This window comes from Pseudomonas sp. TH32 (genome assembly GCF_016650855.1).
GTDB lineage: Bacteria > Pseudomonadota > Gammaproteobacteria > Pseudomonadales > Pseudomonadaceae > Aquipseudomonas.
The window spans coordinates 3,422,656-3,436,605 of sequence record NZ_JAEKFA010000002.1; the positions used below are offsets into that span (position 1 = coordinate 3,422,656).

The following is a 13,950-nucleotide window of genomic DNA, read 5'->3' on the forward strand; positions in this document are numbered from 1 at the left end:
AGGTTCAGAGTCTTACAACCCCTCCAGCTCCGCCATCAAATCACTCAACCGATCCACCTTCTCCGCGCTGATCTCATTCGCCGCCAGCCCGTCGATATACCCCGCCAATTCCTCCACGGTGCTGCACTCGAACATCGCCCGCAACGGCACATCCCGCTGCAGCGTCTTCTGCACCCGTGAAGCAATCTGCGTGGCCAGCAACGAATGCCCGCCCAGCTCAAAGAAATTGTCCTGCACCCCCACGCGCTCGACCTTGAGCACCTCGGCCCAAATCCCGGCCAACGTCTGCTCCAGCTCATTACGCGGCGCCAGATAATCCTGGCTGTGCAACTGGCCGATTTCGAGCGCCGGCAAGGCCTTGCGGTCGAGCTTGCCATTGGCGTTCAGCGGCAAACGGTCGAGCCACAACCAATGCAACGGCACCATGTACTCCGGCAGCTCGGCCCGCAGGCGTTGCTTGATGCGATCAAGGCGCTCACCCGGGTTTAGCTGCGCATCCGCCGCCACCAGGTAGCCCACCAGATGCTTGCCATTGACGCCCTCCTGCACCCCGACGGCCGCATCGCGAACTTCCGGTTGCTCATGCAGGCGCGCTTCGATTTCGCCCAGCTCGATCCGGTAACCACGAATCTTCACCTGATGGTCGATGCGACCGACATATTCCAACACCCCATCACTGCGACGGCGGGCCAAATCCCCTGTTCGATACAACCGGTCCGCACCAAATGGATTCGGCACAAACGCTTGCGCCGTGCGCAACGGGTCGCTGACATAGCCACGACCCACGCCGGTCCCGGCCACGCACAACTCGCCGACGGCGCCTTGGGGCACCAGTTCCAGCGCACCGTCCAACAGGTACAACCGGTTATTGTCGGTCGGCGTACCGATAGGCAGGTAAGTGCTGCGTGTCGACGCCAGGTCGACGCGGAAGAACGCCACGTCATCCGAACACTCCGCCGGGCCATAAGCGTTGACCAGGCCAATATCCGGGTAACGCAACAACCACTGGTGAGCCAGCTCCGGCGGCATCGCCTCACCCGTCGGCAGCATCCAGCGCAAGCCATCCAGACTGATGCGATCCTGGGCGAGCATGCCCTGGATCAGCGACGGCACGCTTTCGAGCACGGTAATGCCCTGGGCCTCGACGTGAGCCAGCAAGCCTTGGGGATCATGGGCAAGGGTATTCGGCACAATGTCCACCCGCGCCCCGAACAGCGGCGCCGCGAGGAATTGCCACACCGAGATATCGAAGCTTTGCGAAGCGGTTTGGGCAATCACATCGCTCTCGCTCAAATTCAGGTATGGCACCTTGCTCAACTGGTTATTCAGCATGCCGCGCTGTTCGACCATCACGCCCTTGGGCAGCCCAGTGGAGCCCGAGGTGTAGATCACGTAGGCCAGGTTATCCGGCGCGCTGTAGATGCCCGGGTTCTGCTCTGAACCCACCAGTTCCTCCCACACCAGCAGCCTTGGTCGCGAACCACAGGCAAACTCTTCCAGCAACAGATCCGCCTGTCCCCGACAAGCCTCGGTGCACACCAGCAACGGCGTACGACTGAGGTCGATGATCCGGCTCAAGCGCTGGCTCGGCAGCCCCGGATCCAGCGGCAAGTAACCCGCGCCGGCCTTGAAGCTGCCGATGATCATCCCCAGCAAATCCAGATTACGTTCGGCCAGCAACGCCACCGGTTGATCCAGCCCGACACCGGCAGCAATCAGCGCATGGCCCAGGCGGTTGCTGCGCCGGTTCAGCTCGGCATAGCTCCATTGCTGATCCAGGCAACTGGCGGCAATCCGTTGTGGATGCCGTGCCACTTGCTCCTCGAACAGCTCGACGTAACTGCGCTCCAGCGGGTATTCATGCGCGCTCTGGTTGCAGCCGTCCACCAGGAACTCGCGCTCCTGCTCGCCAATCAGCGGCAAGTCGGCCATGTCACCGTGGAAGCCCTGCACCAATGCCAGCAGCAGGCGCTTGAACTCACCGAGCATGCCTTGCACGGTGGTTTCATCGAAATAACGCTGGTCGTAGGACAGGTGCAAGCCCAGGTCATCGCCCGGGTAGCACACGGCCGTCAGCGGGAAGTTGGTGTGGGTGCGACCGGAATCCGAGGTGGCATTCAGGCTTTGCGCACGGTCCAGCACCGAGACTTCCACCGGGGCGTTTTCGAACACAAACAGGCTGTCGAACAGCGGCTGACCCTTGGGCAGTTCGCTGTGCTCCTGGATCGTCACCAGCGGCAGGTATTCGTACTCACGCAGTTGCATGTTGCTGTCGAGCAGGCCGCTCAACCATTGGCGCACGCTGCACGTCTGGTGGTCCTCGGGCAGCTTGACCCGCAAGGCGATGCTGTTGATAAACAGCCCGACCGTGCGCTGCATCTCCGGCATTTCTACCGGGCGTCCGGCCACGGTGACGCCGAACAGCACGTCGCGATCACCACTCAAGCGCCGCAGCACCAGGGCCCACGCTGCCTGCGCGAAGGTGTTCACCGTCAGTTGATGGGCCTGGGCCAGCTCGCGCAATTGCGCGCCATCGCACACATCCAGGCGGGTGTAGCAGTCGCCCACCACCATGCCGCCGCTGTGGCCCGCGTGTTCGCGCAGGAACGGCCGGTCGCTCGGGATCGGCGTGGTGCGTTCAAACCCTTGCAGGTTCTGCTGCCACCACTGGCGCGCCTCGACCAGGTTCTGGCGTTGCAGCCAGGCGATGTAATCGCGATAGCGCGGTGGCGTCGCCAGTTGCGCGTCACGGCCTTCGCCAAGGGCCATGTAGATGTCGAAGAAGTCATTCATCAACAACGAGCGGCACCAGGCATCGATCAGGATGTGGTGGTTGCTCATCATGAACCAGTAGCGCGCCTCGCCCACACGGATCAGCCGCAGGTGGAACGGCGCCTGGTTGAGCAGATCGAAGCCGGCTTCGCGCTCGCTTTTAAGCAACGCTTGCAGACGCGGTTCCTGTTCACTTTCAGGGTCGGCGCTCCAGTCGAGGTATTCGATCGGCGTGCTGCCCGGCTTGTGGATAACCTGCAGCATGTCTTCCCCGACGTTCCAGCAGAACGAGGCGCGCAGCGCTTCATGCCGGGCGATCACCGCCTGCCAGGCCTGGGCGAAACGCTCCGGGTCCAGGGCGCTGTTGATGCGGTAGCGGTCCTGCATGTAATAGAGGCCGGTGCCCGGCTCCAGCAGGGTGTGCAGCAGCAAGCCTTCCTGCATCGGCGTCAGCGGGTACACATCTTCGATGGCCGTGGCCGGCACCGGCAGCGCGTCGAGTTGCCCTTGGGTCAGGTGCGCCAGCGGGAAGTCCGACGGCGTGAGGCCGCCCGCGTCTGGCTTGAGGCAATGCTCGATCAGGCTCTGCAATTCCGCGAGGTAAGCGTCCGCCAGTTCAGTGATGGTCTGGCTGTCGTGGCGCTCGCGGCTGAAGGTCCAGCGCAGCACCAGCTCACCGCCATACACCTGGCTGTCGACGCTCAGCTCGTTAGGCAGCGGCGCGTCCGGGTCGTGGGCAATCCCGGCAAATTCGTCCAGCGGGTGAAACAGCGCGTCGGCGCCAAAGCTCTGGTCGAACTGGCCAAGGTAGTTGAAGGTGATGCTGGCCGTCGGCAACGCGGCCATGGTCTGGCGGCACAGGTCGTCGGCCAGGTAGCGCAGCACGCCATACCCCAGACCTTTATGGGGCACGCCGCGCAATTGCTCCTTGATCGCCTTGATCGAGGCGCCCTGCCCGGCCGCTTCTTCGATGTGCAGCGGAGTCAGGCGCAGCGGGTAAGCGCTGGTGAACCAGCCGATGCTGCGGGTCAGGTCGATCTCGTCGAACAGGGTTTCGCGGCCGTGGCCTTCGAGCTGGATCAGGGCCGACGCGTGGCCGCTCCAGCGGCACAACACACGGGCCAGGGCGGTCAGCAGCAAATCGTTGACCTGGGTGCGGTAGGCGCTCGGCGCCTGCTGCAACAGCTGGCGGGTGCGCTCGGCATCCAGGCGCACGCTGACGGTATCCGCGTCGCGATTGCGCAGCGAACCTTGCGGGCGATCCACCGGCAATTCAACGGTGGGGCCAGCCAACTGCTGCTGCCACACGTCCAGTTCTTCACGCAGGGATTCGCTGCCGGCATAGGCCTGCAAGCGCGCCGCCCAGTCGCGCAAGGCGCTGGTCTTGGCCGGCAGGCTGACAGGTTGGCCGTCGCTCAACTGGCGATACACGGTCTGCAAATCTTCCAGCAACACGCGCCAGGAAACGCCGTCCACCACCAGGTGATGGATCGCGATCAGCAGGCGACGCTGGCCTTGCGGCCCGTCCACCAGCAGGGCACGCAACAGCGGGCCATGGGCAAGGTTGAGGCTGCGTTGGGTGTCGGTGAACAGCGCTTGGCACTGCTCCATGTCCGCCACCTGGGCCTGCAACAGCAAGCCGCCTTCCGGTACCGCCAAGTGTTCGGCGTGCCATTGCGCGTCGCGCCGGGTGAAGCTCAGGCGCAGGGCGTCGTGGTGTTCCAGCACCGCCAGCAGCGCCTGTTCCAGGCGATGGGGTTCGAGGGCCTGAACCGGCTCCAGCAGCAGCGCCTGGTTCCAGTGTTGACGCTCGGGGATGTCGGTGTCGAAAAACCAGTGCTGGATCGGGGTCAGCGCGGATGCGCCAGTCAACACCCCTTGCTCGGCGATGACCTGCTCGGTGCGGGTCGCTACGGCGGCCAGGGTCTGTACGGTCTGGTGCTGGAACAGATCACGCGGGCTGAAATGAATCCCCGCCTGCCGTGCCCTGCTGACCACCTGGATCGACAGGATCGAGTCGCCGCCCAGCTCAAAGAAGTTATCGTCGAGGCCAACCTGCTGCACGTTCAATACCGCACACCAGATCGCCGCCAGGGTTTGCTCCAACTCGTTGCGCGGCGCCACGTACTGTTGACGGTTCGCTTCGGGGTCCGGCTGCGGCAAGGCGCGACGGTCGAGCTTGCCGTTGGCGGTCAGCGGCATGCTGTCGAGGACGATCAGGTGCGCGGGCACCATGTAGTCCGGCAGCTGTGCTTTCAGATGGTTCTTGAGGGATTCACGCAAGGCGCCCTGTTCTTCGTCGCTGACCAGGTAGGCCACCAACTGTTTGCCACTCGGTGAGTCCAGCGCCAGCACCACTGCTTCACGCACCGCTGTGTGTTCCAGCAGGCGGGTTTCAATTTCCCCCAGCTCGATACGGAAACCGCGAATCTTCACTTGATGGTCAATACGGCCGAGGTACTCCACCAGGCCATCGGCACGCTGGCGCACCAGGTCGCCGGTGCGATACAGCCGACCGCCGTTCGTGGCAAACGGATCAGCCACAAACCGCTCTGCCGTCATGCCCGGGCGCTGGTGATAACCCTGAGCCAGGCCAGCACCGCCGACGTACAACTCGCCGGTGGCACCTTGCGGCACCAGGGCCAGATCCGCGTCCAGAATATAGGCCACGCGCGCGCCGATGATGCTGCCGATCGGCACGCTGCCGGCGCCCTCTTCCAGGGTTTGCGGGGCAAGACTGGCCAGCGGCATCACTACCGTTTCGGTTGGGCCATAGGCGTTGAAAAACAGCGCCGGCTTGAACGCGGCGCGAATACGCTGCAGGTGTTCGCCGGTCAAGGCCTCACCGCCGGTGATGCACATGCGCACCGGCAGGGTCTGGTTTTGCGTGGCCAGCCATTGCGCCAACTGGCTGCCGTAGCTCGGGGTAAAGCCGAGGATATTGATGCGGTGCTGACGAATCAGCCCGCAGATTTCTTCCGCATCCCATTGGCCCTGGGCCCGCAATACCACCTGCGCGCCGCTGAGCAACGGTACCAGCAGACGCTCGGTGGCGGCGTCAAAGTTGATAGAATAGAAGTGCAGCTCGCAGTCATCCGGGCGCATGCCGAAGCGCTCGATCACCGCCTGGCAATGCATGGCGATTTCACCGTGGGACACCACCACGCCCTTGGGCTTGCCGGTGGAGCCGGAGGTGTAGATCAGGTACGCCTGATGTTGCGGCAGGCTGATAAACGGCAACTCGCTGGCCGGGTACGCGGCCAGGGTCGGCTGGTCATCTTCCAGGCACCAGCGGCCCACGCTGGCGGGCAATTCACCCAGCGCGTCGAACATCGCCGCGTCGCTGAGCAGCAGGCCGATGCCACTGTCTTCGATCATGTAGTGCAGGCGGTCCAGCGGGTATTCCGGGTCCAGCGGCACATAGGCGCCACCGGCCTTGAGGATTGCCAGCAGGCCGACGACCATTTCCAGCGAACGCGGCAGCGCCAGGCCGACCCGCACCTGCGGGCCTACGCCACGCTCGCGCAGCATCCAGGCCAGGCGGTTGGCGCGGCCGTCGAGTTCGCTGTAGCTCAGGGTCTGCCCGGCAAAGGTCAACGCCGGGGCATCCGGACGGGCCAGGGCCTGCTCGCTGAACAGGTGATGGATACACTGGTCGAGGCGATGTTCGCCGGCTTCAATGCCCAGGCTGTCTTGCAGGGCGCGCTGTTCGGCGGCTTCCAGCAACGGCAACTCGCTCAGGCGCTGGTGCGGATCGGCGAGCAAGGCTTCCAGCAGGTTTTGCCAATGCGCGGCCATGCGGGCAATACGTGGCTCGTCGAACAGATCGGTGCTGTAAGTCAGGCAGCAGCCCAGGCGATGGTCGAGGTCGGTGACTTCCAGGTTGAGGTCGAACTTGGTGGCGCGGGCATCATTGGCCAGGTACTCGACGGTCATCCCGGCCAGCGTGCGGCTTTGCTGGAACTCCCAGCGCTGTACGTTGCACATCACCTGGAACAGCGGGTTGTACGCCGCGCTGCGGGGTGGCTGCAGGGCCTCCACCAAGTGGTCGAACGGCAGGTCCTGATGGGACTGGCCTTCGATCACCGTGTGACGCACCTGCTCGAACAATTCCCCGACGCTCATCTGCCCGTTGAGCTGGCAACGCAGCACCTGGGTGTTGAGGAACGCGCCGATCAGCCCTTCGCTTTCCGGGCGAATCCGGTTGGCCACCGGCGCACCGATGCGCAGGTCGGTCTGGCCGCTGTAGCGGTACAGCAACACGGCGAGGGTGGCGGTCATGGTCATGAACAAGGTCAAACCACGCTCGGCGTTGAACGCTCGCACACGGGCGGCGAGGTCATCGCTCAAATCGAAACGGTACAGCTCGCCCTGATGACTTTGCACCGGTGGCCGCGGACGGTCGCCCGGCAGCTCCAGCAGTGGATGCTCAGTGCCCAGTTGCGCGGTCCAGTAATCCAGCTGGCGCTGGCGCTCGCCGGATTCCAGCCACTGCCGTTGCCACACGCTGTAGTCGAGGTACTGCACCGGCAGCGGCGCCAGTGGCGATTCGCGGTCGTCGATGAAGGCTTCGTACAGTGCGCTGAGTTCACGGGCAAAGATGTCCATGGCCCAGCCTTCGGTGACGATATGGTGCAGGGTCAGCACCAGGTAATGTTCCTGCTCGCCGGCCTTGACCAGGCAGGCACGCAGCAACGGCCCGGTTTCCAGATTGAAAGCCGTATGGGCTTCATGGTCGGCCAGTTGCTGCACACGGCGTTCGCGCTCGGCTTGATTGAACCCCGAGAAATCCTGCCAATCCATGCGCACATCGGTTTGCGCCGCGACCTTCTGCTGCGCCACGCCGTTGATGCTCGGGAAGGTGGTGCGCAGGGTTTCGTGACGCATGATCAAAGCCTGCAACGCCGCCTCGAAACGCCCCACGTCCAGCACGCCACGCAGCCGCGCCATGCCGCCGACGTTATACGCCGGGCTGTCCGGTTCCATCTGCCAGAGGAACCACATGCGCTGCTGGGAATAGGACAGCGGCACCGGTTGGCTGCGGTCGACCTTGCCGATGGCCCGTTGTTGATTGCGTTGGCCCGAGGCCTGGATCAGGCGGACCTGTTCGGCGAAAGCCCCCAGCTCGCTGGCTTCGAACAGCGTGCGCAGCGGCAGCTCGACGTCGCAGGCCTGGCGGGTGCGGGAGATGATTTGCGTGGCCAGCAACGAATGGCCGCCGAGGGCAAAGAAGTCGTCCCGCAGGCCGATACGCGGCAGGGCCAGCACTTCGCGCCAGATCGCTGCGATTTGCTGTTCCAGCAGTGTTTCAGGTTCGACGTGTTCACGCACCCGCCACACCGGTTCCGGCAACGCACGGCGATCCAGTTTGCCGCTGGGGCTCAGGGGCATTGCGTCCAGGCGCATCAACTGCGCCGGCACCATGTACTCCGGCAGCTCGGCGGCCAGGGCGGTTTTTACGTCCTGTTCATCCAGCGCTTCGCTGGCGGTGTAGTAACCGATCAACTGCGCACCGGCAGCGGTTTCGCGCACCAGCACCACCGCTTGGGCGATGCCGTCGAGGGCCAATAGACGCGCTTCGATTTCTTCCGGTTCGACACGGAAGCCGCGCAACTTCACCTGCTGATCCAGGCGCCCCAGGTATTCCAAAACACCGTCGGCAGCCCAGCGCACGCGGTCACCGGTGCGATACAGGCGTGCGCCCGCCTCGCCCAGCGGGTCGGCGACAAACCGTTCAGCGGTCAGCCCCGCACGCCCGAGGTACCCCCGCGCCAGGCCGATGCCGCCGATGCACAATTCACCCGGCACACCCGCTGGCAGCGGGTTGAACTGATCATCCAGCACCCGGCAAATCACATTGCCCAGTGGCCGGCCAATCGGCGAGCGCTCGCCGTCATCCGCCTGGCAATGCCAGTGCGTCACGTTGATCGCGGTTTCGGTGGGGCCATACCGGTTGTGCAACTGCACCGCCGGCAACTGCGCCAGCACCCGGTTGCGCAACTCGGCGGGCAACGCTTCGCCGCCGGAGAACAGGCGGCGCAGGCTGGTGCATTCGGCCGCCAAAGGTTCATCGACAAACAGCTGCAACAGCGGCGGCACAAAGTGCAGCGTGGTCACGCCGTGTTCCTGCACCAACTGGGCGATGCGATGGGGATCGCGGTGCTCACCCGGCCCGGCCAGTACCAGCCGGCAACCGGTGATCAACGGCCAGAAGCATTCCCACACCGACACGTCGAAACTGATGGGCGCCTTTTGCATCAGCACATCGGTTTCATCCAGTACGTAGGTGGCTTGCATCCACTGCAAGCGCTCGGCCAGCGCGGCATGGGTGTTGCCCACGCCCTTGGGCTGGCCGGTGGAGCCGGAGGTGTAGATCACGTAGGCCAGGTTGTCGCCATTCAAGTGCAGGCCCGGCGCGTGGGTTGGCCAACTCTCCAGCTTGAGGCTGTCCATGGCGATGACACTGACGCCTTCTGCCGTAGGCAATTGTTCCAGCAGCGAAGTCTGGGTCAACAGCAGCTGCACGCCGCTGTCCTTGAGCATGTAGGCCAGGCGATCGGCTGGGTAATCCGGGTCCAGGGGCACGTAGGCGCCGCCGGCCTTGATGATCGCCAGCAGGCCGATCAACAGTTGCGGCGAGCGCTCGGCGGCGATGGCCACGCACACGTCCGGGCCGACGCCCTTGTCCCGCAGGTAATGGGCCAGGCGGTTGGCCTGGGTGTGCAGTTGGGCGAAGGTCAGGCTGCCGTCCTGCCACACCAGCGCGGTGCGTTCCGAGACCTGTTGGTTGAGGTGTTCCGGCAGCCACTGCTGCGCCGCCGCGCAAGGTGCAGCGCTCCACTGGTGTTGCTGCGTGTGCTCGTCGTCATGCAGCAGTTTCAAGTCGCCGATGGCCTGTTGCGGTTGTTCGCAGGCGGCTTGCAGCAGGTTGATGAAGTGCTCGGCCAGACGCTCGATAGTCGCGGCGTCGAACAGTTCGTCGGCGTAGTCGAAGGAGAGGCTCAGGCGCCCGTTACGGTCTTCTTCACTGTGCAGTTGCAGGTCGAACTTGGCTTCGCGGCTGTGCCACGCCAGCTCGTCGGCGAGCAGGCCCGGCAGGCGGCGCAAGGCACTCACGTCGCGTTGCTGGTGGTTGAACATCACCTGGAACAGGCCTTGTTCCCGGGCTTGCGGAAAGGCTTCCAGCAACTGCTCGAACGGCAGGTCCTGATGGGCCTGGGCACCCAGCGCGGTGGTTCGCGTCGCCGCCAGCAACTCGGCGAAGGGCAGGCGGGCATCCAGTTCGGCGCGCAGCACAAGGGTGTTGATAAAGAACCCGATCAGGCCCTGGGTTTCCTGGCGCGGACGGTTGGCGTTGGGCACGCCGATGCGGATATCGCGCTGGCCGCTGTAGCGATGGAGCAAGCTCTGGAACGCGGCGAGCAACAGCATGAACGGGGTGGATTCGTGGGTTTGGGCGGTCTTGCGAATGGCTTCGCCGAGGCTCGCACTCAAACGCACACTGTGGCGTGAAGCACTGCGTACCGTTTGAGCCGAGCGCGGGTGATCGGTGGCCAGGCTCAGGGTCGGGTGTTCGTCGCCAAGCTGTGCTTTCCAGTAAGCCAGTTGCCGCTGGCTCTCGCCTTCGGCCAGCCACTGGCGCTGCCAGCTGCCGTAGTCGGCGTATTGCAGGGCCAGCGCCGGCAGCTCAAGGGTTTGGCCCTGGGACGCTGCGGCATACAGGCGCGAGAATTCGTCGATCAATACAGTGAGCGACCAACCGTCCGCGATGATGTGGTGCATCGTCACCAGCAACTGGTGGTCTTCGTCGTCCAGGCGCACCAGCGTTACCCACAGCAGCGGGCCTTTCTCCAGGTCGAACTGGGTGCGGGCTTCGTCTTCGCGGATCTGGTTCGCGCGGGCTTCGCGCTCGGCGGCAGGCAGGTCGCTGAGGTCGATGACTTGCAGCTCGAAATCAACCTTGGCGTCGACTCGCTGGAAGCCTTGGCCATCGCGTTCAAAGAAGCGCGTGCGCAAGGCTTCGTGGCGCTGGATCAGTTGCTGGAAGCTCACACGCACCGCGTCTTCGTCCAGCTCGCCGCGCAAACGCAGGCCGCCGGGGATGGTGTAGGCGCTGCTGTGCGGGTCCAGTTGCCAGGTGATCCACAGGCGGTTTTGTGCCAGGGATTGTGGCAAGTCTTCCTGACGCGACAGGGCGTGGATCGCGCCTTGGGCAACACCGCCGTCCTGCTGCAATTGCGCGACGCTGGCGGCAAAGGCAGCCAGGGTTGGCGCTTCGAACAACAGGCGCAGGTTCAGCTCCAGGCCAAGGGTTTCCCGCAGTCGGGCGACCACCTGGGTGGCGCTGATGGAGTTGCCCCCAGCAGGAAGAAGTGATCGTCGGCAGCGACTTGCGCCACCTGCAATTGCTCGCACCAGATCGCGGCAATCTGGCTGTGCAGTTCGGATTCCAGCGCCGCATCACCGGCCTGGGCCTGCACGCCGGGGAACTGCGCATAACTGTCGAGACTGCCATCCGCCAGGCGCGTGCGGCAAGCCGAACGCTGCACCTTGCCGCTGGAGGTTTTCGGCAAGCCGCCAGGATTGAGCAACACCACCACGCTCGGAGCTTCCTGGCAGGCTTCGGCCACCGCTTGGCGGATCGCCTTGATCAACGCTTCGGGCGGCAGGATTTTTTGCACGCTGCGGCTGATTTCCGCGGCGATGCCGATGCCTTCCTGGCCGTTGTCATTCACCGCAAACGCCGCGACGCGGCCCTTGCGCACCACTTCCACTTCACGTTCGATGGCTTGCTCGATGTCCTGGGGATACAGGTTGTGGCCGCGCACGATCAGCAGGTCTTTGAGGCGGCCGGTGATGAACACTTCACCTTCGCGGATAAAACCCAGGTCGCCAGTCCGCAACCAGGTGCGGCCAGCGTGCTGGACGAAGGTCTTGGCGGTGGCTTGCGGGTTGCGCCAGTAACCGTGGGCGATGCTCGGGCCGGCGGCCCAGATTTCACCCACGGCATTGTCGGGGAGCGTCATCAGGTTGGCGGGATCGGCAATCAACACGGCATGTTCAGGCTGGCTGGTACCGCAACTCATGATCGCCGCGCCCTGCCCCGGCTCGGCGCGGTTGGCGGCCAGGGCCTTTTCGTCCAGGCGCAGGGCCGGGATGCCCTGGCCACGTGTGCCGCCGGCAACAAACAGCGTGGCTTCGGCCAACCCGTAGGAGGCGAAGAAATTGTTCGGGGTGAAACCGCAGGCGGCGAACTTCTCGGCGAAGCGTTCCAGGGTATCGAGGCGGATCGGCTCCGAGCCGGAATACGCCACGCGCCACTTGCTCAGATCCAGGCGCTCCAGGGCCGAATCACTGACCCGCTCGCTGCACAGCCGATAAGCAAAGTCCGGCCCGCCGCTGATGGTGCCGCCGTATTCACTGATCGCTTCCAGCCAGCGCAGTGGCCGGCCGAGGAAGTAGGCCGGCGACATCAAGACGCACGGCACACCGCTGAAGATCGGTTGCAGCAGGCCACCGATCAGGCCCATGTCGTGGTACAGCGGCAGCCAGCTGACGATCACGTCATCGGGGTTCAGGTCGATGCCAAAGCCCCGGCGAATCAGCATTTCGTTGGCCACCAGGTTGCCGTGGGTGACTTGCACCCCCTTGGGCAACGCGGTGGAGCCGGAGGTGTATTGCAGGAAGGCGATGTCATCGTCCGAAAGGTTCGGCGCCATCCAGTCGGTGGCGATGTCGGCACTCAGTTGGTCGACGCACAGCAGCTGCGGCGCACCTTCCAGTTGCTGCAGCGAATCACCGAGGCTGGCGGTGGTCAGCAGTAACCGAGGTTCGGCGTCCGCGATGATCGACAGCAGCCGCTCCTGATGATGACGGCGAGCGGACTCCGGCGGATACGCCGGCACCGCGATCACCCCGGCATACAGGCACCCAAAAACGCCGCGACGTAATCCGGCCCACTGGGGAACAACAGCACCGCGCGATCACCCAGCCCGGCGCTGGCCTGCAAGGCGGCGGCGATCGTGCGGGCGCGCAGGTCAAGGTCACGGTAACTGAGGACAGCGCCCTGTTCAGCCGTCTCGGCGAGAAAGCGCAACGCCAGTTGATCCGGGGTTTGCGCGGCGCGGCGTTGAAGGGACTGAACCAGGGTGCGGGGAAGTTCGAAGGCGTCCATCATGGGGTTCCTGCCTGAAATCGGCTTACTGGGAAATCGGGGGAATGTGTGGCCAGGGGGCTTGTTCAGCCGGTCGCCCGGGCCATCTGCCGCGCCGCGCCATTGCGCCAGCGGGCCAGGTGTTCGTCGGCATAGCGCCGCACACAGCGCAGTACAGAACTTTCGTGCTGCACCAGGAAGAAGTGGTGACCGTCAAACATGTCGAGGGAGAAACCGCTGGCGGTGTCTTGCTGCCAATCCAGTAGTTGATCGGCGCGAACAGTGTCCTGCTTGCCGCCAAACACATGGATGGGCAGGGCCAACGGCTCACGCTCGCCGTATTCAAAACTGCCGCACAGGAGGAAGTCGGCCCGCAGGATCGGCAGCATCAACTGCATCAACTCGGCATTGGCCAGCACGTCTTCGCCCGTGCCCTTGAGTTCACGCAGGCGGGCGATCAGTTGTCCGTCGTTTTTCTCGATGGCGTACTCGCTGACATCCCGACAGGCCGGGCCGGCAGTACCCGACGCAAACAGCGCCAGTGGCTGCGGCACACCTCGCTCACGCAGGGCATGGGCCAACTCGAACGCCAGCAGGCCGCCGAGGCTGTGGCCAAACAAGGCGTAGGGGCCGTCCAGCTCCGCGCTGATCTCATCGGCGAGTTGCCCGGCCAGGGCCTTGATGTCGCGCTGCAACGGCTCGTCCATGCGCATGCCGCGCCCCGGCAACTCCAGCGGCCGCACCTGCAACCACTCGGGCAGCACCCGCCGCCAGCGGCTGTAGACCATGGCGCTGGCGCCGGAATAAGGCAGGCAAAACAGGCGTAATCGAGCCGGCGTGTTCATTTCAGACCACTCCCGCTCACACGATAAAAACCCATTTTGTCCTCCTCCAGGCGCTGATCCTTGGCCGGTTTGTTAACTGGCCTGTCACCCATGAGAACGGATGGCCCCTGGAAATAATTAGTCAGCGAGACGCGGTTCACACCTCTCGATAAGGCATAAGATTAGTTCGTCTTCTCATTT

At 64.3% G+C, this 13,950-nt stretch carries 2 protein-coding genes and 1 pseudogene; all 3 read right to left on the minus strand.

Annotated elements, in window-relative coordinates:
- Positions 1 to 12: 12 nt before the first annotated feature.
- Positions 13 to 11,106 carry a non-ribosomal peptide synthase/polyketide synthase gene (locus tag JFV30_RS19195; protein WP_446739863.1) on the minus strand — a complete coding sequence of 3,698 codons (11,094 nt, stop codon included), beginning with the start codon at positions 11,104 to 11,106 and terminating at the stop codon, positions 13 to 15.
- Positions 11,067 to 12,949, minus strand: a pseudogene (locus JFV30_RS33685) (AMP-binding protein). The gene JFV30_RS19195 and the pseudogene JFV30_RS33685 overlap by 40 nt, the downstream one beginning before the upstream one ends.
- 62 nt (positions 12,950 to 13,011) lie before the next feature.
- Complete coding sequence (locus JFV30_RS19200) at positions 13,012 to 13,770, minus strand: thioesterase II family protein (protein ID WP_201124937.1); 759 nt, start codon at positions 13,768 to 13,770, stop codon at positions 13,012 to 13,014.
- Positions 13,771 to 13,950: the final 180 nt, after the last annotated feature.

Bases quoted from the DNA above. Each gene is read 5' to 3' on its own strand.
- JFV30_RS19200 (WP_201124937.1), bottom strand. From the start codon at position 13,770: ATGAACACGCCGGCTCGATTACGCCTGTTTTGCCTGCCTTATTCCGGC.